Raw genomic sequence first — 23,242 nt, 5'->3', positions numbered from 1 at the left:
AGATGGCCGGCATCAGCGACCCTCCAGGTCCACCGGAGCCGCCGCAGGGCGCGCCGCTGCTCGACCACGAGACGGTCGTCAGCGTCACCGGGCGTGACCTGGCGCAGCGTGCCGCGATGGAAAAGATGCGCGTGCGGCTGCTGGCAGCGTCCGCCGGGTTCGCCGTGCTGTTCGGCGCGGTGTCGCTGAAGCTCGCGATGGCGACGGTGCTGTTCCCGATGGCGCCGGCGAAGCGGCAGATCGGGCCGCAGGTGCCGCAGATCCCGACCATCAGCACCGACCCGCACGCCATGTTCGCCGACGATGTCGGTCTGCCGCATGTGCATCGCGCCACCATCACCGACCGCAACGGCCAGATCCTGGCGATTTCGCTTCCACTCGCGGCCGTGTTCGCCAATCCGCTCGAGCTGATGGACCCGGCCGACGCAGCGGCGAAACTCAAGAGGGTGCTGCCGAAGCTCGACGTCGAGGACACCGTCCGCAAGCTGTCGTCGAAGAAGCAGTTCGTCTATATCGCCCGCGACATTCCGCCGGACCAGGAACTGGCGATCAACGATCTCGGCATCCCCGGCATCTATTTCGAGCCCGGCGAGAAGCGGCACTACCCGCTTGGCCGCACCGCCGCCCAGGTGATGGGCGCCGTCGATGTCGACGATCATGGTGTTGCCGGCGTCGAACGGTTCTTCGACAAGCGCCTGAGCACCGACCACACGCCGCTGAAGCTGTCGCTCGACGTGCGCGTGCAGGGCGTGGTGCGCGACGAACTGCAGCAGGCGAAGGACAAGTTCCACGCCATCGGCGCCTGCGCGATCGTGATGGACGTGCGCACCGGCGAGATCATCTCGATGGTCAGCCTGCCGGACTACGACGCCAATCTCTTCAACAAGGCGATCGACGACGAGCGCTTCAACCGCGCCGTCACCGGCCTGTACGAGCCCGGCTCCACCTTCAAGCTGCAGACCGCGGCGATGGTGCTGCAGGACGGCATCGCGCATGTCTGGGACAGGTTCTCGACGACGCCGATCCATGTCGGCCGCTTCACCATCAGCGACATGAAGACCGACCATTTCGCGCCCTGGCTGGCGATGCCGGAGGCGTTGGCGCTGTCCTCGAACCCCGCCGCCGCCCACATGGCGCTCGATGCCGGCGCCAAGCGGCAGCAGGACTGGCTGCGCAACATGGGCTTCTTCGATCGCGTGCCGGTCGAGCTGCCGGAAGCCGCGCACCCGCTGCTGCCGCGCCTGAGCAACTGGGGCCTGTCGGCGGTGATGACGGTGGCGTTCGGCCATGGCGTCGCGGTGCCGCCGCTGGCGATCGTCCGGGGCACCGCCGCGACGGCCAATGGCGGCATCCTGATCAAGCCGACACTCGTCGCGCGGGAGGATGCCGACTCCAATGCCGGCCCGGCGCCCGACGTCGCCTCCCTGCAGCCGGCTTTGCAGCAGGTGGCCGACACGATGCAGGCCGATGGCGGCGCGCCCGACCCGGCCGCGGCGCCGGAGCCGAAGATCGTCCCGCAGGGTGTGCGGGTGCTGTCGGAGGACACCTCGTCGCTGCTGCGCCGCATCCTGCGCATGGTGGTGGCCGGTCCGGACGACGAGCGCACCGGCAAGATGGCGGAAATCCCCGGCTATTTCGTCGGCGGCAAGACCGGCACGGCAGAAAAGGTCGGCCCCAACGGCGGCTACCTCAAGCACGTCAACGTCACCGCGTTCACCGGCATCTTTCCGCTGAACGACCCGCACTACGCCGTGTACGTGATGCTCGACAGCCCGATCGCGATCCCCGAGACGCATGGCTGGTACACGTCCGGCTGGAACGCCGTGCCGACCTGGCAGAAGATCGTCGCCCGCATCGCGCCGATGATGGGGCTGTTCCCGGTCACCACCAACGTCGATGCGATCGAGGCGTCGCTCTCGATCCCGATGTCGCCGGCTGTCGGCGAAGGCTTCCGCGCGCTCGGGCCGGGCAACGATCCGGGCGACCCGCGGATCCTGGCGCAGATCGCCAAGAAGGAGAAGGACGAGGCCAAGGCCGCCGCGCTGGCAGCACGTGCGGCCGCCCGGGCCGAGGCGGCGCATGGCCAGCGTGATGCCGCGACCAGCCAGACCCCGAGCCAGCTCGGCGTGCGGCCGGGCCCGGTGCCGGCGCCGTCGGTGCGTCGCGTCAACTATGTCAGCCCGTCCGGATGAGCGCCGCCGCGTCCGCCATCGCACTGCCCGATGCTGCCGGCGCGCCGACGACACTCGGCGCGATCGCGCATGGCATCGTCGCTCTGCCGGCGGGCGTCGAGACCCTGGCGATCGGCGGCATTGCCGTGGATAGCCGGCGGGTTCGCCCCGGCAGCCTGTTCGCCGCACTCCCCGGCACAAGCAACGATGGCCGTCGCCATATCGGGGATGCCGTGGCGCGCGGCGCGGTCGCGGTGCTGGCGCCGGAAGGCACGATCTGGCCGGAAGGCGTCGCCCGGCGGCCGCTGATCACCAGCGCCCAGCCGCGTCGCGACGTCGCCCGGCTGGCTGCCGCCCATGCCGGCCGGCAGCCCGCGCGAATGGTCGCCGTCACCGGCACCAACGGCAAGACCAGCACGGTCGACTTCCTGCGCCAGATCTGGACGCTGGGGAACGTCGAGGCCGCCAGCCTCGGCACCCTGGGCGTCGTTGCCGGGATGCCCCTGCCGCAGGCCGGCCCCGCTTTGACCACCCCGGACAGCGTCGACCTCGCCGTGTTGCTGGCCGCCATGGCCGATGCCGGCGTGCAGGCGGCGGCGATCGAGGCGAGCTCGCACGGCATGGACCAGTTCCGCCTCGACGGCGTCCGGCTGGCTGCGGCGGGGTTCAGCAACCTGACCCGCGACCATCTGGACTATCACGGCACCCTCGACGCCTACCGCGACGCCAAGCTGCGGCTGTTCGCCGAATTGCTGCCATCTGGCGGGCTCGTCGCTGCCAATGCCGACATGGACCCCGACACCTTCGCCCGCCTGCGCGACATCGCAACGACCCGCGCCCTGACGCTTCGCACCGTCGGCAAGCATGGCGACACCATCCGCCTGCAGCGCGCGATGTCGCTGGCCGAAGGCCAGGTGCTGGAGATCGAGGCGCAGGGCCGCCGCCACGAGATCAGGCTGGCACTGCCCGGACGTTTCCAGGCCGACAACGTGCTGCTGGCCGCCGCAATGGCAGACGCCGAGGATGATGCGCTCGGCTCGGTGTTGTCGCGGCTGGAGCAACTGGTCGGCGTGCGCGGCCGCATGGAGCTGGCGGCCAGCCTGCCGAACGGCTCGGCGGCCTATGTCGATTACGCGCACACGCCGGACGCGCTGGAGCGTCTGCTCGGCTCGTTGCGGCCGCATGCCGAACAGGGCGGCGGTCGCCTGGTGGTGGTGTTCGGCGCCGGCGGTGACCGCGATCGCGGCAAGCGGCCCTTGATGGGAGCCGCCGCCGCCCGCCTCGCCGACCTCGCCATCGTCACCGACGACAACCCGCGGTCAGAGGATCCGGCCTCGATCCGGGCGGAGATCCTGGCCGCCTGCCCGGGCAGCATCGAGATCGGCGACCGCGCCGCCGCGATCGAGGCCGGATTGTCTGCGCTGCGGCCCGGCGACGTGCTGGTGGTTGCCGGCAAGGGCCACGAGCAGGGCCAGACCATCGCCGGGCTCGTGCATCCGTTCGACGACGTCGCCACCGTGCGCCGCCTGGCCGGTGCGCACGCACCGACTTCAATGCATCAGGGGGCGCACGCACCGACTTCAACGCACCAGGGTGCGCACGCACCGACTTCAACGCACCAGGGTGCGCACGCACCGACTTCAACGCATCAGGGTGCGGCATGAGCGTGCTCTGGACCGGCGAGGCGCTGGCCCGTGCGGTGGATGGCCGCTTCGGGGGACCGCCGCCCGCCGGCATCACCGGCATCTCGATCGACACCCGCACGCTCGCACCGGGCGATCTGTTCGTCGCCCTGGTCGGCGACAGCGGTGACGGCCACCTGCATGTCGAGGCCGCACTGGCTGCCGGCGCCGCAGCGGCACTGGTGCACCGGACCGATACCCTGCCCGAGGCACTGCGCGACGACACGCGGTTGCTGCACGTGGCCGACACCTTCGCGGCTCTCAATGCGCTCGGGCGTGCCGGCCGGGCGCGCTTCCAGGGCAGGGTGGTGGCGGTGACCGGCAGCGTCGGCAAGACCACCACCAAGGAGATGCTGCGCATCGCACTCTCGGCACTCGGCCCGACGCACGCCTCGCATGCCTCCTACAACAACCACTGGGGCGTGCCGCTGACCCTGGCGCGCCTCCCGGAGAATGCTGCGTTCTGCGTCAGCGAGATCGGCATGAACCATCCGGGCGAGATCGCACCGCTGGCCGCCCTCGCCCGCCCGGACGTGGCGGTGATCACCACCATCGCGTCCTCGCATATCGGCCACATGGGCAGCCTCGAGGCGATCGCGCTGGAGAAGGGCTCACTGTTCGGCGCCCTCAGTCCCGGCGGCATCGCGATCTTCCCGGCCGAGGCGCCGCATGCCGACCTGCTGGCGGACATCGCCGTCGCCGCACAGGCACGCAGCATCCGCTTCGGAACCGGCGTCGACGCCGAGGCCCGCCTCACCGATCTGGCCCTCGCGTCGGACGGCAGCACCGCCACGATCGTGCTGGGCGGCGCCGCCACCCCGCTTCGCCTCGCCAGCCCCGGCCGGCACATGGCGATGAACGCCCTCGCCTGCCTCGCGGCGGTTGCAGCACTCGGCGGCGACATCGCGGTCGCCGCGAAGGCGCTGTCCGGGTTCGTCGCCGGTGACGGACGCGGCGCTCTGCGGCCGCTGGCGGGTGGCACGGCAGCGCTGCTCGACGAGAGCTACAACGCGTCCGGTGCGTCGGTACGGGCAGCCTTGTCGGTGCTCGCATTGCTGCCGGCACAACGCCGCGTCGCGGTTCTCGGCGACATGCTGGAGCTCGGAACGTTCGCGCGAGCCGAGCATGAAAGCCTCAACCAAAGCGTGCGCGAATCGGCAGACATTGTTTATTGCTCGGGCGATATGATGAAGTTCCTCTACGACAGCCTGCCCGAGACGATGCGCGGCGGATACTCTGCGGATGCGCGCAGCCTTGCACCGCAGGTGGTGTCGGCGCTGCGTCCCGGTGACGTCGTGCTGGTCAAGGGCAGCTACGGCAGCCGCATGCGCGACGTGGTGTCGGCGCTCATCGCGCACCAAGCCGCGGCCGCCGCCTGATGCTGTACAACCTGGCGCACCCGTTCGCCGAGCATTTCGCGCTGTTCAACCTGTTCCGCTACATCACCTTCCGCTCGGGTGCTGCCTGCCTGACCGCCTTCGTGCTGAGCCTGCTGATGGGCCCCTGGGTGATCGCCAGGCTCCGCCAGATCCAGCGCGAGGGGCAGCCGATCCGCGCCCTCGGGCCGGAGCGTCACATCCTGGAAAAGGCCGGCACCCCCACAATGGGCGGCGTGCTGATCCTGTCAGCCTGGCTGGTCTCGACGCTGCTCTGGGCGGATCTGTCGAACGGCTTCGTCTGGGCGGTGATGTTTGCGACCGCATCGTTCGGCGCGGTGGGTTTCGCCGACGACTACCTGAAGCTGTCGCGCCGCAACACCAAGGGCGTGTCGAAACGGATGCGGCTCGGCTGCGAGTTCGGCGCCTCGCTGATCGCCGGCTGGTGGATCAACAGCCTGATGCCACCCGCACTGTCCGGCGACGTGGCGTTCCCGTTCGTGAAGGAGGCGCTGCTGCCGCTCTCCTACGCGTTCCCGATCTTCGCCATGCTGGTGATCACCGGCTTCGGCAACGCGGTGAACTTCACCGACGGGCTCGACGGCCTGGCGATCGTGCCGGTGATCATCGCCGCGGTGGTGTTCGCGCTGATTTCCTACCTGGTCGGCAACCGCATCTTCGCCGACTACCTGCAGCTGCACGCGGTTCCCGGCACCGGCGAGTTGGGCGTGTTCCTGGCGGCATTGATCGGCGCCGGGCTCGGCTTCCTTTGGTTCAACGCGCCTCCGGCCGCGGTCTTCATGGGCGATACCGGCAGCCTGGCATTGGGTGGCGCGCTCGGTGCGGTCGCGGTCGCGGTGAAGCATGAGATCGTGCTGTGCATCGTCGGCGGCTTGTTCGTGGTCGAGACGCTGTCGGTGATCATCCAGGTGTTCTGGTACAAGCGCACGGGCAAGCGCGTGTTCCTGATGGCGCCGCTGCACCATCATTTCGAGAAGATGGGCTGGCAGGAGCCGAAGATCGTCATCCGCTTCTGGATCGTCTCGATGGTGCTGGGCCTCGCGGGCCTGGCCACGCTGAAGATCCGATGAGCGCCGGCTTCCCCCCGGACCTGTTCGCCGGCCGGCGCTACGCCGTGCTCGGGCTCGGCCGCAACGGCCTGCCGGTGGTGCGCGCCCTCGTCGGCATGGGTGCGACGGTGCAGGCCTGGGACGACGGCGAGGCCGCACGGTCGGCGCTCGCGGGCGAACCCGGCGTGACGCTCGCCGATTTCCACAGCATGGCCGGCTTCGACGCGCTGGTCCTGTCCCCGGGCATCCCGCACCACTTCCCGGCGCCGCATCCGGTCGCAATGATGGCGCGCGAGATCGGCATCACCATCCTGTCCGACGCGGACCTGCTGTTCGAGGCGGTGCGCGCATCCGGCAGCCGCGCCCGCTTCGCCGGCATCACGGGCACGAACGGCAAGTCGACCACCACCGCACTGCTGGCGCACCTGCTGACCACCGCCGGCATTCCGAACGCGGCCGGCGGCAACCTCGGGCCCGCGTCACTCGCGTTGCCGTTGCTCGGCGATGACGGCGTGTACGTGCTGGAGATGTCCAGCTACATGCTGGAGCGGATCGACACGCTGCGCTTCGACGCCGCCTGCCTGCTCAACCTGTCGCCCGACCATCTCGACCGGCATGGCGACATGGACGGCTACGTCCGCGCCAAGCTGGAGATCTTCGCTAGGCAGACGTCCGCGGACCTCGCCGTGATCGGCCTCGACGACGCTGCCACTCGCGCAGTCGCCGCTGCCGGCACCACGGCCGAGTTGGTCACGATCTCCGGCCACGCCCCCGGCACCCTCGCCGCAGCCCTGGCGCACGCGCCCGCCCTGCCCGGCGCCCACAACGCGCAGAACGCGCTGGCCGCCACCGCGATGGCCCGGCATTTCGGCGTGAGCGAGGCGCAGATCGCCGCCGGGATCGCCAGCTTCCCCGGGCTGCCGCATCGCCAGCGCCTGGTCGCCACCATCGACGGCATCGCGTTCGTCAACGACAGCAAGGCGACCAACGCCGACGCCGCCTCGCGCGCCCTCGGCTGCTACGACCGGCTGATCTGGATCGCCGGCGGCATCGCCAAGTCGGGCGGCATCGAGGAGCTGGCGCCGCTATTCGGCCGTATCCCGCTCGCGCTGCTGATCGGCCGCGACGCCCCCGAACTCGCCGGCACCCTCGCCCGCCACTCCGTCGAACACCGCATCGTCGACACCCTCGAGCGCGCCGTGCCCGAAGCGCTCGACGCCGCCCGCCGCCTCGACGCGCCGGTGGTGCTGCTGTCCCCGGCCTGTGCCAGCTTCGACCAGTTCGCGAGCTTCGAGGCACGCGGCCAGCGGTTCGCCGAGCTCGCGCACCAGCTGGAGGCGGCACGCTGATGTCGCAGTTCTCGCGCGCCGACAACTCGATCCTGGCCCGCTGGTGGTGGACCGTCGATCGCTGGACGCTCGGCTGCGTCGGGCTGCTGATCGGCTTCGGCTACGTGCTGATGCTGGCCGCCAGCCCGTCGGTCGCCGCCCGCATCGGCGCCTCGCGCGACATGTTCATCCTGAAGCAGGTGATCTTCCTCGCCATTGCCGGGGTGATCGTCGTGGTCACCTCGATGCTCTCGCCGAAGGGCGTGCGCCGGCTGGCGATCGGCGGCTGCCTGATCGCCCTGGCCCTCACGGCCCTCACGCTGGTGCACGGCGTCGAGATCAAGGGTGCGCGCCGCTGGATCGCGCTGCCGATGATGTCGATCCAGCCGTCCGAATTCCTCAAGCCGTGCTTTGCGGTGGTCACCGGCTGGCTGCTCGCCGAAGCCAAGCGCACCCGCGGCTTTCCCGGCACGATGCTGGCCTTCGCGGTGTTCGCCGGCATCCTCATGCTGCTGAAATCGCAGCCGGATATCGGCATGCTCTCGGTGATCACCTGCGTCTTCATGGCGCAGCTTTTCATCGGCGGGCTGAACCTGTTCCTGGTCGGCGTCGGCGTCGGCAGCATGATCGCCGCGTTCGCCGCCGCGTTCATCGTGTTCACCCATGTGCGCAGCCGCGTCATGCGCTTCCTGCATCCGGGCCAGGGCGACCACTACCAGATCGACACCGCCATGCAGGCCTTCGGCAATGGCGGCCTGCTGGGGCGCGGACCTGGCGAGGGGCGGGTCAAGGACCTGCTGCCGGACGCCCACGCCGACTTCGTGTTCGCCGTCGCCGGCGAGGAGTTCGGGCTGCTGGTCTGCCTGTTCATCATCGGGGTGTTCTTCTTCATCGTGGTGCGCACGCTGCTGAAGCTGCTCGCCGAGGACGACCCGTTCGTGGTGCTGGCCAGCGCCGGCCTGGTCACCGGCTTCGGCCTGCAGGCGTTCGTGAACATGGCGTCCAGCCTGCATTTGATCCCGACCAAGGGCATGACGCTGCCGTTCATCTCCTATGGCGGCTCGTCGGCGATGTCGGTAGCGCTGACCATCGGCATGGTGCTCGCACTCACCCGAAGGCGCGCCCGCTTCCATCCGCAGGATCAGTCGGCAAGCTCGCGCCGGACCGCCGCCCCACGCGGGAGCTACGCCGCATGACTGGCAGTCCGCGCGCCCCGATCGTGATTGCCGCCGGTGGTACGGGTGGGCACTTCTTCCCGGCGGAGGCGCTGGCGGCCGAGCTCGCAGCGCGCGGCCACCGCCTGGTGCTGATGACCGACGGACGCGCCGGACGCCGTACCACCGGCGTGTTCGCAGACGGCGAACAGTATGTACTGTCAGGCGCGGGTATCGCCGGTCACGGCATCCGTCGCCAGCTCGGTGCCGCGGCGGCGCTGGGACGCGGCACGCTCGAGGCACGACGCGTGCTGCGGCAACTCTCGCCGGCCGCTGTGGTGGGTTTCGGCGGCTACCCATCGGTGCCGCCGTTGCTTGGGGCCCGCCTCACCCCGCGCCGCCAGCGTCCGGTCATCGTGCTGCACGAGGGCAACGCCGTGCTGGGACAGGCCAACGCCCAGCTCGCCCGGTTCGCCGACGCCATCGCCACCAGCTTCCCGCAGGTCTCGCGTCTCCCGCTCGGCGCCAACGCGGTGCTCACCGGAATGCCGGTCCGGGCCGAGATCGCCGCCGCCGCCGGCAGTCCGTATCCGCCTGTCGATGGCACGTTCCGGCTGCTGGTCTGGGGCGGCTCGCTCGGCGCGCGGGTGTTCAGCGACATCGTGCCACAGACCCTGGCCGCCCTGCCCGACACGGTCCGCGCCCGGCTGGCGGTGACGCAGCAGGCGCGTGCGGAAGATGTCGACCGGGTCCGCGCCGCCTACACCGCCGCCGGTATCGCCGCCGAGATCGCCCCGTTCTTCGACGGCGTGGCGCAGCGGCTGGCCGGCAGCCACCTGGTGATCGGCCGCGCCGGCGGATCGTCGGTGGCCGAGCTGGCAATGGTCGGGCGCCCGTCGATCATGGTGCCGCTGCCGATCGCCGCCTCCGACGAGCAGACCGCAAACGCCGCCTCGCTGGTCGATGCCGGTGGCGGCTGGATGCTGCGGCAGTCCGAATTCACCCCGGCGGCGCTGGGTGCGCTGCTCGCGGAGCTGCTGTCACAACCGGGCAGGCTCGCCTTGGCCGCGCTCGCCGCCTCCCGTCTCGGCCGCCCGAATGCCGCCGCCGCACTCGCCGACCTGCTGGAAGCCCGTCTCGATGCCTTGCGCCGCGCGCCCGAAGCCGTCATCCCCGCCGGCTTGCACGCCTCGACGCCCACCCCGGCCGTGCACAGCCAGGACATGCAGATGATGGACGCCGTATCATGAGAGCCCTTCCCCTCAGCATCGGCACGATCCACTTCGTGGGCATCGGCGGCATCGGCATGTCGGGCATCGCCCAGGTGCTGCACACGCTCGGCTACTCGGTGCAGGGCAGCGACATCGCCGAGAGCGCCAACGTGCAGCGCCTGCGCGCCACCGGCATCAAGGTGCTGATCGGCCATGACGCCGACAATCTCGGCGATGCCCGCGTCGTGGTCACCTCGACCGCGGTGAAGCGTGACAACCCCGAAGTGGTCTCCGCCCGCACCCGGCTGATCCCGGTCGTGCGCCGCGCCGAGATGCTGGCCGAGCTGATGCGGCTGCGCTGGTCGATCGCGATCGGCGGCACCCACGGCAAGACCACCACCACCAGCCTGGTTGCGGCCGTGCTGGACGCCGCCAAGCTCGACCCGACCGTGATCAATGGCGGCATCATCGAGGCCTACGGCTCCAACACCCGCATGGGCGAAGGCGACTGGATGGTGGTGGAAGCCGACGAGAGCGACGGCTCGTTCCTGCGCCTGCCGGCGGTGATCGCCGTGGTCACCAACATGGACCCCGAGCATCTCGACCACTGGGGCACCGGCGAGGCGATGATGGCCGCCTACGACCAGTTCGTCGGCAACATCCCGTTTTACGGCTTCGCGGTGCTGTGCGTGGACCACCCGAACGTCCAGCAGATGATCCCGCGCCTGTCGGATCACCGCGTCATCACCTACGGCTTCAGCCCGCAGGCCGACGTCCGCGCCGAGCGCATGGTGGCCGACAAGCGCGGCGCCACTTTCGAGGTGATCGTCACCGACCGGGCCAAAAACCGCAGCCGCAAGCTCGGCCCGTTCCGCCTGCCGATGCTGGGCAGCCACAACGTGCAGAACGCGCTCGCCGCGATCGCGGTCGCCGTCGAGATGGAGATCGACGAGGCCACGATCCGCAGCGCGCTGGCCGATTTCCGTGGCGTGAAGCGACGCTTCACCCGCACCGGCGAGGCCGGCGGCATCACCGTGGTGGATGATTACGGCCACCACCCGGTGGAGATCGCCGCGGTGCTGAAAGCCGCACGCCAGGCCGGCGCCCGCGACGTGGTGGCGATCGTGCAGCCGCACCGCTACTCGCGGCTGCAGTCGCTGTTCACCGAGTTCTGCACGTGCATGAACGACGCCGGCACCGTGATCATCGCCGACGTGTATGCGGCCGGCGAGGCGCCGATCGAGGGCTTCGACCGCGATGCGCTGGTCGACGGGCTGCGTGCCAGCGGGCATCGCAGCGTGGTGCCGCTGCCCGGACCCGAGCACCTGGCCGAGATGGTGCACGCGATCGCCCGCAGCGGCGACTTCGTGATCTGCCTGGGCGCCGGCAACATCACCGCCTGGGCGCAGGCGCTGCCGGAACAGCTGGCGGCCCTGCAGCGCAGCCGCGGCCTGCAAGGTGGCCACGCCGCATGAGTGCAGCCGCGACCCTCAGCAGCGCCATGACGACCGGCCTCGGCGCGATGCTGCCGCCGGTGCGCGGCCGGCTGGAGTTCGCGGTCGGGCTCGGCGCGCAGACCTGGTTCGGCGTCGGCGGCCCGGCGGAAGCGCTGCTGCGTCCGGCCGATGCGGATGACCTTTCGGGGTTCCTGAGCAAGCTGCCTCCGGAACTTCCGGTCATCACTCTCGGCAAGGCGTCCAACCTGATCATCCGCGACGGCGGCCTGCCCGGCGTGGTGATTCGCCTGGCGCGCGGCTTCTCCGAGATCGTGGTGGAGGCCGACGGCGTGGTGTGCGGCGCGGCCTGTCTCGACATGACGGTGGCCGAGCATGCCGCCGCCGCCGGCCTGCGCGGGCTCGAGTTCCTGGCCGGTATCCCCGGCTCGATCGGTGGCGCGGTGGCGATGAATGCCGGCGCATACGGTGCGGAAATCACCGACGTGCTGGACTGGGCCGAGATCGTGAACCGCTCGGGCGAGTTCCTGCGGCTGCCGGTCGAGGCGCTGGGGCTGGGGTATCGCCGCTCGAGCCTGCCCGAAGGTGCTGTGGTGGTGCGGGTCCGGTTGCGCGGCGAGCCGGCCGATCCGGCGATCCCGCGCGCCCGCATTGCCGAGATCCGTGCCGCCCGCGAGGCCTCGCAGCCGACCCGCGCCCGCACCGGCGGCTCCACCTTCCGCAATCCGGACCCGGCACAGTCGCCGCTCAAGGCCTGGCAGCTGGTCGACCAGGCCGGGTGCCGCGGCCTGCGGGTCGGTGGCGCCCAGGTCAGCGAGAAGCACTGCAACTTCCTGCTGAACACCGCCGATGCGACCGCCGCCGACATCGAGGCGCTGGGCGAGGAGGTCTGTCGCCGCGTCGCCGACAGCTCCGGCATCGACCTGCACTGGGAAATCAAGCGCATCGGCGTGCCCGGCCGCCTCGCCGGGGTGCCCGCATGAGCGCCCGGACCGCCAACAAGGTCGCCGTGCTGATGGGCGGCATCTCCAGTGAGCGGGAGGTCAGCCTGAGCTCTGCCCGCGGCGTGCTGCAGGCGTTGCGCGAGACGGGCTACGACGTGCGGGCCATCGATGCCGGCCCCGACCTTGCAAGCCTGGTGGCCGCTCTGACGCAAGACCGCCCCGACGTGGTGTTCAACGCGCTGCACGGTCGCTTCGGCGAGGACGGCGCGATCCAGGGCGTGCTCGACTGGATGGGCATCCCGTACACCCACTCCGGCATCCGCGCCTCCGCCGTGGCGATGGACAAGGAGGCCGCCCGCGCGGTGTTCGCCGCCGCCGGCCTGCCGATCGCGCCCGGCCGGGTGATCCCGATCGAGCAGTTCGCCGAGGCCGATCCGCTGCCTCTCCCCTACGTCATCAAGCCGCTGAACGAGGGCTCGTCGGTGGGCGTCGGCATCATCCGCGAGGGCTCGAACCACCGCAGCGAAATCCTGGCCGGATGGCGCTACGGGCCACTGGCGCTGGTCGAGGAGTTCATCCCCGGGCGCGAGATCACCGTCGGCGTCATGGGCACCGGCCCCGGCGCCCCCGGCGCGCTGACCGTCACCGACATCACCCCGAACCCGTCGGTGGCGCACGGCTTCTACGATTATGACGCCAAGTACGCCGCGGGCGGCTCGCAGCACGTGTTGCCGGCCGACATCCATCCCGACGCCTTCGCCCAGGCGCTGGCGATCGCCGTCGCCGCACATGACGCGCTGGGCTGCCGCGGCGCATCCCGCACCGACTTCCGCTACGACGACACCGCACACGGCCGCAACGCGCCCGGCCGGCTGGTGCTGCTCGAGGTCAACACCCAGCCCGGGCTGACGCCGACCTCGCTGCTGCCCGAGCAGGCTGCCTATCGCGGCATCTCCTACGCCGAGATGTGCGCCTGGATGGTGGAGAACGCCGCATGCCGCGCGTGAGGGCCACCCCCACCCAGGCCGGCGGGCTGATGGACCGGCCGTCGCGCTTCGGCATCTTTGCCCGCAGGCAGCGTCGCCTGGTGCGGCCGGTGTTCTTCGCGGCGCTGCTGGTGGGCGTGGCTGGCGGCGGCCTGCACCTGGCCCACCTGATGCGCAACGAGGCCACCTTCGCCCCGCTGCGGGCCGAATTCGGCCAGAAGGCGGCGCTGCGGATCGCCACCATCACGGTGATCGGCCGCGACATGACGCCGGAGCCGCAGCTGATGCAGGCGCTGGGTGCCAAGGTTGGCGACGACATCCTGGGCTTCTCCGTCGAGGAGGCCCGCAAGCGCATCGACACGCTGAGCTTCGTCGAGCACGCGACCGTCGAGCGCCGCCTGCCCGGCACCCTCGTCGTGCAACTGACCGAGCGGCGCCCGTTCGCGGTCTGGCAGAACCAGGGCCGCTTCGTGCTGATCGACCGCAAGGGCCAGGTGGTCGCCGACCAGGGCATGAACGGCAAGGACGCGGAAGCCTTCGCCGAGCTGCCGCTGGTGGTGGGCGTCGGCGCCCCCGCTGCGGCGGAAGCGCTGATCAACGCGCTGGACTCAGAGCCCCTGGTGCACGCGCATGTGGTCGCCGCGGTCCGGGTTGGCCAGCGCCGGTGGAACCTGACGCTGCGCAACGGCTGCGACGTGCTGCTGCCCGAAGGCGAGGAGCCGGCCGCCCTGCACCGCCTCGCCCAGTTGCAGGCGAGCCAGCAACTGCTGGTGCGTCCGCTGCTGGCGATCGACATGCGCCTGTCCGACCGCCTGGTCGTGCGTCCCCGTCCGGCGCCGGCCCCGGAGCCGGGCGACGCGGCAACTGGCGGCACCAACCCGGATGACACACCCGGCGTGCCCGGTGCACCCGCGGCCAAGCCGATCCCGGATAATCGCGGCACCGGCCAGGTCGGCAACCAGGTGACCGGCCAGGCCGGAGGGCAGTTGCAGCCCGACGGCACCCGCACCGATACCGCCAGGAGGCCCGCATGAACGAGCTCGTTCGCCCGCCTGCACGCGGCACCCGGCCCCGCGGCGCGCGCGGCACGCCCCGTGTCGAGGCGCGCACCGACCCGTCGTTGCCGCTGCTGGCCGCACCTGCCCCCGAGCAGTCGCGGATGCTCGCACTGCCGCCGCCCGACACCGCACAGACCTCTCGCAAGCGGCAGTACCGCCCTGGCGTGTTCGGCGTGCTCGATATCGGCACCACCAAGATCACCTGCCTGATCGGTCGCGGGGACAGCGACGGTACGCTCAAGGTCATGGGCTGCGGCTGGCAACGTTCGCGTGGTGTGCGCCTCGGCGGCATCACCGACCTGGCCGAAGCCGAGCGCGCCATCCGTGCCGCGGTCGGACAGGCCGAGAGCCAGGCCGACCACCACCTGCGCAGCGTCACCGTGAACCTGTCCTGCGGCCAGCCGGAGAGCCGGCTGTTCAACGTGCGATGGCCGGTCGGCGGCCGGGTCGTGAGTGACGCCGACATCCGCCGCGTGGTGAACGAGGGCCGCAACCGTGCCGCCTCCGAGGGCCGCGACGTCATCCACGCGCTGCCGCTCAACTTCTCCGTCGACGAGACCACCGGTGTCGAGGACCCGCGCGGCCACCATTGCGAGCAGCTGGCCGCCCGGCTGCATGTGATCGACGCCTCCTCGATGAGCCTGCGCAACCTGTCGGCCGTGCTGGCGCGCTGCGACCTCGACATCACCGAGCTGGTCGCCGCCCCCCTCGCCTCCGGCCTGTCCGTGCTGGTCGAGGACGAGCGCGAGCTCGGTGCCACCGTGGTCGACATGGGCGGCGGCACCACCTCGATGGCGGTGTTCGCCGAGGGCCAGATCCTGCACACCTCGCAGCTGCCGGTCGGCGGCCTGCACGTGACCAAGGACATCGCCGGCATGATCTCGACGCCCCTGGGCAGCGCCGAGCGGCTGAAGGTGATCTACGGCAACGCCGAATGCAGCTCCGACGACGAGCGCGAGATGCTCAACGTGCAGCTGATCGGCGAGGACGAGCACCAGTTCACCCGCATGGCCCGGAGCCGGATCGTCAGCGTGATCCGGCCGCGCCTGGAGGAGACCTTCGAGCTGGTGCGCGACCGGCTCGAAGGCGCCGGCCTCGGTCGCGCTGCCGCCGGACGCGTGGTGCTCACCGGCGGCGCCAGCCAGCTCGACGGGATCACGCCGATGGCGGCGCGCATCCTGAACCGTCAGGTGCGGCTCGGCCGGCCGATCAACGTCCGCGGCCTGCCCGACAACGCCACCGGGCCCGGCTTTGCGACGGCGGTGGGGCTGCTCGCCTGGGCCGCCGGCGCCGGGCGGACTTTGCACGACATCGATTTCAACGAGCCGCGACCGCCAGGCCTGGTGCGACGCCTCGTCGAGTTTCTGCGGGAGCGTGTCTGAGCATGACGCGAATCGTGCCGATCCTGCATACCGGGTGGCCGACGGCGGCCGCCTACCCAGCCTCCAGAACCCGGGGAGACCGCTAGCATGACCTTGAACCTGACGATTCCGCAGCAGACCTACGCTGATTTCACCCCCCGGATCACCGTGATCGGCGTCGGCGGCGGCGGCACCAACGCCGTCGACAACATGATCCAGCTGCAGCTCGCCGGCGTGGAGTTCGTGGTTGCCAACACCGACGCGCAGCAGCTGACCCACAGCCGCGCCGACCGCCGCGTGCAGCTCGGGCCACACCTGACGCAGGGCCTGGGCGCCGGTGCCAAGCCGGAGATCGGCCGCGCCGCCGCGGAGGAGGCCGCCGACGAGCTCGCCCGTCACATGGACGGCGCGCACATGATCTTCATCACCGCCGGCATGGGTGGCGGCACCGGCACCGGTGCGGCTCCGGTGATCGCCCGGATGGCCCGCGAGCGCGGCATCCTGACCGTCGGCGTGGTGACCAAGCCGTTCACCTTCGAGGGTATTCGCCGCTCCAAGGCGGCCGACGCCGGCATCACCGAGCTGCAGCAGTATGTCGACACGCTGATCGTCATCCCGAACCAGAACCTGTTCCGCCTGGCCAATGAGCGCACCGGCTGGAAGGAGGCCTTCAAGATGGCCGACCACGTCCTGTACATGGGCGTGCGCGGTGTCACCGACCTGATGGTCGCACCCGGCCTGGTGAACCTCGACTTCGCCGACATCCGCACCGTCATGGCCGAGATGGGCAAGGCGATGATGGGCACCGGCGAGGCAGACGGCGAGAACCGCGCGATCCGGGCCGCCGAGGCCGCGATCTCCAACCCGCTGCTCGAGGACACCTCGATGGCTGGCGCCCGCGGCCTGCTGATCAACATCACCGGCGGCGACGACATGACGCTGTTCGAGGTCGACCAGGCGGCGAACCGCATCCGCGAGGAGGTCGCCGAGGACGCCAACATCATCTTCGGCTCGGCGATCGACGAGAACCTGTCCGGCCGCGTCCGGGTGTCCGTGGTGGCCACCGGCATCGACACCCCGATGGCCCATGCCGAGCGCCCGCGCCTGGTTGCGGTCGGCGCCGGTGGTGCGGTGCCGCTGCATGCGGTTTCGCAGCCGGAAGTGCAGACCGGCGGGCATCAGCCGGTCCATACCGGGCCGATCGGGGCACCCGTGCTGAACCAGCCGAGCGGCATGGCCAGCGCACAGGCCGCACATGGTTTCGCCGAGGCTGCGGCCGCAGCACCGGCGCCTGCAGCACCCACGATGATGCAGTCGTTGCATGCGGCACCCTCGCCGGCGCCGACCAGCATCGGCGCACTGCGTCCGTCCGCGCCGCATTACGCGGTCGAGGCAGGGGCCCAGGCGCCGTCCGCGCACGCCCTCCCGCACCAGCTGCCGAATGCGCGGCCGGCCTCGCCGCGCGCCGGGTTGTTCTCCGAGCCGCCGCGCAATGCGGTCGAGCCCGCGGCACCGGCACCGTCGCGCAGCCTGTTCGGGATCGTCACGGGAGCCCTGCGCGGCCGCTCCGCCCAGCCGGCACAAGGCACTCCGACGCGGTCCGAGCCGACCGTGACCGAAGCGACCCCGTCGGCCACGGTGCGTCCGGCCGCCGGTGAGGAAGTCGGGCTCGACATTCCGGCCTTCCTGCGCCGCCAGTCCAGCTGAGCCGCCGGCCGGGACGATCCCGGCCGCGCCGATCGGGGATTACAGGGCTCCGGGGCAGCACATGCTCCGGAGCCCTCTTCGCATCCGCCGCCGCGGAAACGATTGCTTAAGACTTCAGGCGCATGGTGGACGGGTGATCATTTCCTGACGGGATTAACGGGAACATGCCGGCGTCCAGCGACCACCGAACGATCGGCCGGGCTGCGTCCGGTGCCACCCGACCGCGTCTTGATCTCAGCATCTCTGCCAAGCTGGCGATCGCCTATGCCCTGTTCCTGCTGCCGATCGGCTATCTCGGCTACCAGACGCTCTCCGACCGTCAGACCAGCATCGCATTCGCCCGCAAGGAGATCGCCGGCGTCCGCTTCGTCGGTGACGTTCGCGCCTTGCAGGATGCGCTGGTCCGTGATGCGGACATGAACGGACTGGCCCCGCAGGCGAGTGCCAACGAGACTGCGCGTGGTGCGGGATTGGGCACGGCCGCATCCACCGCAGCACTTCTGAAGGCGCTCGCCGGAACGGATCGGGGTGCTGCAGTCCAAGCGGCGGCGGATCTGATCGGCAAGGCCGCCGACGGCTCCAACCTGACCCTGGATCCCGACCTCGACAGCTTCTACAGCCAGGACATCCTGACGGTGAAGTTGCCGAGCATCGTTGCCGGTATCGCCTCCGTGGCGAACGCCGTCACGAGCCATGCCGGCCACCAGGACGCAGTCGACAGCAAGGTGGATATCGGCGTGCAGACCGGATCGCTCCGGCCGATCCTCGACGCCTTGACCGGCGATCTCGAGAGCGCTGCAGTCGGCAACCCGGACAAGACGGTCGACCCTGTCATGCGACCCACGATTGCAGACGTGGTCGCGACATCGACGGTATTCCTGACGTCACTCGGTGACCATGCCGGTCTCGCCGGAGCCCCTCTCGTCACGCTGCCGGCGCTGGAGGCGGTGACGACGGCGAGTGCCGCCACTGCCGTCGAGGTCGAGCATCTGCTGAAGGCGCGGATCGCCGGCTTCCGCCGGACGGAGCTGTCCAGCGCAGGGATCGCCCTCACGTTGTTCATGGCCGCGGTTGCCTATGTGCTCGTGGTCGTCCAGCGCGGCGTCGTCGGGCCGTTGCGCGCCCTGACCGAAACCATGCGCAGGCTGGCAGAGCGCGATCTCACGGCGATTGTCGGCGGGCTCGGGCGACGCGACGAAGTGGGCAGCATGGCCCGGGCCGTGCAGGTGTTCAGGAACAACATGCTCGAGGCCGATGCTCTGGCGACAGCCGAGCTTGCCGACCGAGAGGCCAAGGCGTGTCGAGCGGCTGGTCTCGAGCAGCTCATCCAGAGCTTCGAGACCGAGGCTGCCGACATGACGTCCGTGCTGGCCGCAGCATCCGGCGAGCTCGAAGCGGCGGCGACGTCGATGACGTTGTCCGCGGAACGCACGAGCGGTCAGACCCGATTGGTCGCGCGTTCCGCCGACAGCGCCTCGCTGGGAGCCCGGACGGTCGCCGCGGCGGCTGAGCAACTGAGTGCGTCAACGAGTGAGCTCTCGCGACAGACCCGAATGACCGCGAAGGCTGCTGGAGCCGCAGCCGAGGATGTCCGGCGCACCGACACCATCGTGCACTCCCTGGCCGAGGCGGCCGACGCGATCGGCGTCGTGGTGAGGGTGGTCGACGGCATCGCCTCGCAGACCAAGCTGCTGGCGTTGAACGCGACCATCGAAGCCGCCCGGGCCGGCGAAGCGGGCAAGGGCTTCGCGGTGGTTGCAGGCGAAGTGAAGCTGCTGGCCAACAGCACCACCTCGGCGACCGCAGATGTCGGCAAGCATATCGAGCGCATCCAGAAGGCCACCCAGGAGGCCGTCGCGGCGATCGCCAGCATCGGGCTCGTGGTCGAGGAGGTCAGCAGCATCTCGAGCTCGATGACCCTCGCCGTCGAGGAGCAGAGCGCTGCGGCACACGAGATCGCCGGCACCATCCAGACCGCCGCGCGGGATACCGCGATCGTCAGCACCGCCGTGACCGACGTCGATCAGGCCGCCTCCGCAACCGGTGCGGCAGCCAGCCAGGTGCTCGCATCCGCCAGCGACATGAGGCTCCGTGCGGCCTCCCTTGCGGCGACCATCGGGCACTTCACGCAGGCTGTGCGCGCCGCCTGATACGACAGCCTGGCTGCGAAGCCGCGCGCCCGGACCAGGCTGCGACAACCGGGCGTTCACGCTAAATCCGCTTGCCGGTCGGGGCCGGATGGGTCAAGCGTGACCGGTCGATGGTCCCGTGCGAGCGGGTGAAAAGGGAACGCCGTGCGCCTTGGCTGGACAGATCGTCCGGAGGCAAGTCGGCGGCTGCCCCCGCAACTGTCAGCGGCAAGTTTCCGGTCCGTCTGCCACCCCGCTTGACGCGATGTGACAGGCCACTGAGCCCCGGCCGGGGTTCGGGAAGGCAGGACCGGCAATGCTCGAGCCGCGAGCCAGGAGACCTGCCGTCGTCGGACGATCGATCGCCGCCGGGCGGGGTGCATCGGAGGCTGGAGCAGACGATGCCGGCATTCCTCGGACGCATCTTCGACGAGCGCGCGCACAGCCTGCGCGTGCCCCTGATCGGGATCTACAGCCTCCTCATCACCGCCAACGTCGCGGCCTGGCTGTGGGCGCTGATCGTGTTCCGCCAGCACCCGTTGATGCTCGGCACGGCGCTGCTGGCCTATGGCTTCGGGCTCCGGCATGCCGTCGATGCCGACCACATCGCGGCGATCGACAACGTCACCCGCAAGCTGATGCAGGAGGGCAAGCGGCCGGTCAGCGTCGGATTCTTTTTCGCCATGGGCCACTCGACGGTGGTGGTCCTGGCGGCCGCCGGGGTGGCCGCCACCGCGACGCTGATGAGCAGCCACCTGCAGCAGTTCAAGAGCGTCGGCGGCGTCGTCGGCACCCTCGTTTCGGCGCTGTTCCTGTTCGTGATCGCCGCCGCCAACCTGGTCATCCTGCGGTCGGTGTGGCGCACCTATCGCCATGTCCGGGCCGGCGGCCGCTACGTGGATGAGGATTTCGACCTCCTGCTCAACAATCGCGGCGTGCTGGCGCGGCTGTTCCGCCCGCTCTTCAGGCTGGTGACCACCAGCTGGCACATGTATCCGCTGGGTGTCCTGTTCGGCCTCGGCTTCGACACCGCGACCGAGGTGGCGCTGCTGGGCATCTCCGCAACGCAGGCTGCACAGGGCGTGTCGATCTGGTCGATCATGGTGTTCCCGGCGCTGTTCGCCGCCGGCATGTCGCTGATCGACACCACCGACGGCGTGCTGATGCTGGGCGCCTATAACTGGGCCTTCATCAAGCCGATCCGGAAGCTGTACTACAACCTCACCATCACCCTGGTGTCGGTCATCGTGGCGATCCTGATCGGCGGCATCGAGGCGCTCGGACTGATCGGCGACCAGCTCAGCCTGACCGGCTGGTTCTGGAACGCGGTCGGCTCCCTGAACGAGAATTTCAACGGTCTCGGCTTCATCATCATCGGCGTCTTCATCGCCGCCTGGGTCGGTTCGATCGTGATCTACCGCTACAAGGGATTGGACAGCATCGAGCTCTCCGGCAGCCTCTGATCCGGATCAGGAGCGCGAAATCCGCGGCCGCCGTCAGAATCATCATTCAAAATCAATGGTTTGCGTCGAAATACTCGGCAATAATGATTGACTGGCGGCCGATGCGGCAAACCGCCTAGAGCCATCGTTGGGACATCGTTGCTTTTCGAGCGTCTCACACCGGCGCGCTACAGGGGTTAATCAATGGATGGCATGTCCTCCGGTCTGGTCGGCGAAATCGTCCGTGAGCCGGAATACCTGTCAGAGATCGATGCGGGCCCGGTTGTCTCGAGCTTCCCGCTCCGCTCCAGGGCTGCCCGGCAGCACACGCTCGGCAACGCGATCTCCTGCACCGGGGTCGGGCTCCACTCCGGCCAGCCGGTGACGCTCACCCTTCGCCCGGCGGCCGAGGATGCTGGCGTCTTGTTCTGCCGCACCGACCTTGGTCAGACGTTTCCGGCCGGCTACGACTCCGTGATCGATACGCGCCTCTGCACCGTCGTCGCGCCTGGTTCTTGCCCGGAGGCGCGCGTCGCGACGGTCGAGCATCTCATGGCAGCGCTTTCCGCCTGCGGGATCGACAATGTGCTGGTCGAGCTGGATGGCCCGGAAGTGCCGGTGCTGGACGGCAGCAGCGCGCCGTTCGTGTTCCTGATCGATTGCGCAGGCCGGGTCGAGCAGTCCGCGCCGCGTGGCGTGATCGAAGTGCTCAAGTCCGTCCGTGTCGAGCACGAAGGGGCATTCGCCGAGTTGCGGCCATCACACGGCGCCGGGCTGTCACTGTCGTTGTCGATCGCCTTCGAGGCCCCGGCGATCGGCTGCCAGGCCTACACCATGCGGCTCAGCGAGCAGGGCTTCCGTAACGAACTCGCCGACTGCCGCACCTTCACCCTGCGGAGCGAGATTGAGGCGTTGCGACAGGCCGGGTTGGCTCGCGGTGGCAGCCTGGACAACGCCGTCGTGGTCGATGGCGGGAGCGTGCTCAACCCGGCCGGATTGCGTCGGCCGGACGAATTCGTGCGCCACAAGATGCTGGACGCGATCGGCGACCTGGCTTTGGCCGGGCATCCGTTGCGCGGGGTCTTCATCGGCCATTGCTCGGGTCACGGGCTCAACAACCGGCTGCTGCGGGCGCTTCTGGCCGATCGCAGCGCCTGGCGCCTGTCCGGCTCCGCTCACCTCGAGCAGGCGGCGGCTTGACACCAGGCTGCCGGGAACGGCTTCTCCCGGATCGGCCGCGTGATATAAGGCGGTCCCCCACTATAGCGCCGGCAGGTCTATGTCGTCCCACACGTTGCATGTCTCCCGGCTGGTCTCGATCCCGCTGCTGTTCTCCCTGCTGGGCGGCTGCAGCACGCTGGATAGCCTGAACCCGTTCTCCGACTCCAAGCCGGCTCCGCACGCCGAGAACGTGCCGCAGACCCCGGAGGCGCTGTACAACAACGGCATCGATGCGCTGCATGGCGGCCGCTACAAGCTCGCCGTGACCCAGTTCGAGAACATCCAGCAGAACTTCCCGTACTCGGGCTACACCGCGAACGCGCAGCTCATGGAGGGCTACGCGTACTACCTGCAGGACCAGTATTCCGACGCCGTGTCGCAGGTCGACCGCTTCCTGCAGCTGCATCCGACCAGCGGCGACGCGGCCTACGCGTACTACCTGCGCGCGTTGTGCTATTACGAGCAGATCGCCGACATCCAGCGCGACCAGCAGGGCACCGTGCAGGCGATGAACGCGCTGCAGGACGTGGTGACCCGCTTCCCCGACACCGCCTACGCCCGCGATGCCCGCCTCAAGATCGACCTCTGCCGCGATCATCTCGCCGGCAAGGAGATGCTCGTGGGCCGGTATTATGAGCAGCAGCATTATTACGAGTCGGCGATCAACCGCTACCAGCGCGTCGTGCAGGATTTCCAGACCACCAACCACGCCGCCGAGGCATTGGAACGGCTGGTCGAGATCTACCTGAAGCTCGGCCTCACCGACCAGGCGCGCAAGACCGCTTCCGTGCTCGGCTACAACTACCCGGGCAGCGTCTGGTACCAGGCCAGCTACGCCGACCTGCGCAACGCCGGAGCTCTCGACGCGTCGGTCAGCGCACCGGGCCAGCCGGCCAGCCTGCCCGCCGCGCCGCACCGTGGCTTCTTCGACCGCGTCTTCTGACGATC

At 70.0% G+C, this 23,242-nt stretch carries 17 protein-coding genes and 1 riboswitch; all 17 genes read left to right on the top strand.

Annotation, left to right across the window (positions count from 1 at the left end; genetic code table 11):
- Nucleotides 1-2 precede the first annotated feature (2 nt).
- The 17 genes from ACOEQ2_RS13475 to ACOEQ2_RS13395 all read left to right on the top strand — a co-directional run bounded on the left by ACOEQ2_RS13475 (nucleotide 3) and on the right by ACOEQ2_RS13395 (nucleotide 23,237).
- Nucleotides 3-2,192: a peptidoglycan D,D-transpeptidase FtsI family protein gene (locus tag ACOEQ2_RS13475; protein WP_419728486.1), complete on the top strand. Its 2,190-nt coding sequence runs from the start codon at nucleotides 3-5 to the stop codon at nucleotides 2,190-2,192.
- A complete protein-coding gene (locus tag ACOEQ2_RS13470) occupies nucleotides 2,189-3,835 on the top strand; it encodes a UDP-N-acetylmuramoyl-L-alanyl-D-glutamate--2,6-diaminopimelate ligase (RefSeq protein WP_419728485.1) in 1,647 nt (548 codons plus the stop codon). The genes ACOEQ2_RS13475 and ACOEQ2_RS13470 overlap by 4 nt, the downstream gene beginning before the upstream one ends.
- Complete coding sequence (locus ACOEQ2_RS13465) at nucleotides 3,832-5,232, top strand: UDP-N-acetylmuramoyl-tripeptide--D-alanyl-D-alanine ligase (RefSeq protein ID WP_419728484.1); 1,401 nt, start codon at nucleotides 3,832-3,834, stop codon at nucleotides 5,230-5,232. Before ACOEQ2_RS13470 ends, ACOEQ2_RS13465 begins: the two co-directional genes overlap by 4 nt.
- A complete protein-coding gene (gene mraY / locus ACOEQ2_RS13460; RefSeq protein ID WP_419728483.1) occupies nucleotides 5,232-6,320 on the top strand; it encodes a phospho-N-acetylmuramoyl-pentapeptide-transferase in 1,089 nt (362 codons plus the stop codon). The genes ACOEQ2_RS13465 and mraY overlap by 1 nt, the downstream gene beginning before the upstream one ends.
- A complete protein-coding gene (murD, locus tag ACOEQ2_RS13455; protein ID WP_419728482.1) occupies nucleotides 6,317-7,648 on the top strand; it encodes a UDP-N-acetylmuramoyl-L-alanine--D-glutamate ligase in 1,332 nt (443 codons plus the stop codon). The genes mraY and murD overlap by 4 nt, the downstream gene beginning before the upstream one ends.
- Nucleotides 7,648-8,823 carry an FtsW/RodA/SpoVE family cell cycle protein gene (locus ACOEQ2_RS13450; RefSeq protein ID WP_419728481.1) on the top strand — a complete coding sequence of 392 codons (1,176 nt, stop codon included), beginning with the start codon at nucleotides 7,648-7,650 and terminating at the stop codon, nucleotides 8,821-8,823. The genes murD and ACOEQ2_RS13450 overlap by 1 nt, the downstream gene beginning before the upstream one ends.
- Nucleotides 8,820-10,031, top strand: coding sequence for an undecaprenyldiphospho-muramoylpentapeptide beta-N-acetylglucosaminyltransferase (murG, locus tag ACOEQ2_RS13445; RefSeq protein WP_419728480.1), 1,212 nt, complete (start codon nucleotides 8,820-8,822; stop codon nucleotides 10,029-10,031). The genes ACOEQ2_RS13450 and murG overlap by 4 nt, the downstream gene beginning before the upstream one ends.
- Nucleotides 10,028-11,467, top strand: coding sequence for a UDP-N-acetylmuramate--L-alanine ligase (gene murC, locus ACOEQ2_RS13440; RefSeq protein WP_419728479.1), 1,440 nt, complete (start codon nucleotides 10,028-10,030; stop codon nucleotides 11,465-11,467). Before murG ends, murC begins: the two co-directional genes overlap by 4 nt.
- 26 nt (nucleotides 11,468-11,493) lie before the next feature.
- Nucleotides 11,494-12,429: a UDP-N-acetylmuramate dehydrogenase gene (murB, locus tag ACOEQ2_RS13435; protein WP_419731225.1), complete on the top strand. Its 936-nt coding sequence runs from the start codon at nucleotides 11,494-11,496 to the stop codon at nucleotides 12,427-12,429.
- Nucleotides 12,426-13,397 (top strand): D-alanine--D-alanine ligase, encoded by a 972-nt coding sequence (locus ACOEQ2_RS13430; RefSeq protein WP_419728478.1) that lies wholly within the window; start codon nucleotides 12,426-12,428, stop codon nucleotides 13,395-13,397. The genes murB and ACOEQ2_RS13430 overlap by 4 nt, the downstream gene beginning before the upstream one ends.
- Nucleotides 13,385-14,410, top strand: coding sequence for a cell division protein FtsQ/DivIB (locus tag ACOEQ2_RS13425; RefSeq protein ID WP_419728477.1), 1,026 nt, complete (start codon nucleotides 13,385-13,387; stop codon nucleotides 14,408-14,410). Before ACOEQ2_RS13430 ends, ACOEQ2_RS13425 begins: the two co-directional genes overlap by 13 nt.
- The gene (ftsA, locus tag ACOEQ2_RS13420; RefSeq protein ID WP_419728476.1) at nucleotides 14,407-15,816 is read left to right on the top strand and encodes a cell division protein FtsA; all 1,410 of its coding nucleotides are present in this window, start codon (nucleotides 14,407-14,409) and stop codon (nucleotides 15,814-15,816) included. Before ACOEQ2_RS13425 ends, ftsA begins: the two co-directional genes overlap by 4 nt.
- Nucleotides 15,817-15,903: 87 nt before the next feature.
- The gene (gene ftsZ / locus ACOEQ2_RS13415; RefSeq protein WP_419728475.1) at nucleotides 15,904-17,502 is read left to right on the top strand and encodes a cell division protein FtsZ; all 1,599 of its coding nucleotides are present in this window, start codon (nucleotides 15,904-15,906) and stop codon (nucleotides 17,500-17,502) included.
- A gap of 164 nt (nucleotides 17,503-17,666) precedes the next feature.
- A complete protein-coding gene (locus tag ACOEQ2_RS13410; RefSeq protein ID WP_419728474.1) occupies nucleotides 17,667-19,652 on the top strand; it encodes a methyl-accepting chemotaxis protein in 1,986 nt (661 codons plus the stop codon).
- Nucleotides 19,653-19,746: 94 nt separating this feature from the next.
- Nucleotides 19,747-19,995: riboswitch (cobalamin riboswitch) on the top strand.
- Between the two features lie 37 nt (nucleotides 19,996-20,032).
- Nucleotides 20,033-21,094 (top strand): HoxN/HupN/NixA family nickel/cobalt transporter, encoded by a 1,062-nt coding sequence (locus tag ACOEQ2_RS13405; protein ID WP_419728473.1) that lies wholly within the window; start codon nucleotides 20,033-20,035, stop codon nucleotides 21,092-21,094.
- A gap of 183 nt (nucleotides 21,095-21,277) precedes the next feature.
- Entirely contained in the window at nucleotides 21,278-22,273 is a 996-nt protein-coding gene (lpxC, locus tag ACOEQ2_RS13400; RefSeq protein ID WP_419728472.1) for a UDP-3-O-acyl-N-acetylglucosamine deacetylase, read from the top strand.
- A gap of 79 nt (nucleotides 22,274-22,352) precedes the next feature.
- Nucleotides 22,353-23,237: an outer membrane protein assembly factor BamD gene (locus tag ACOEQ2_RS13395; RefSeq protein WP_419728471.1), complete on the top strand. Its 885-nt coding sequence runs from the start codon at nucleotides 22,353-22,355 to the stop codon at nucleotides 23,235-23,237.
- Nucleotides 23,238-23,242: the final 5 nt, after the last annotated feature.

Source organism: Lichenicola sp., from assembly GCF_965198575.1.
Taxonomy (GTDB): Bacteria; Pseudomonadota; Alphaproteobacteria; order Acetobacterales; family Acetobacteraceae; genus Lichenicola.
Note: the sequence above shows the minus strand (reverse complement) of the source record. Positions and strands in the feature narration are given on the sequence as shown.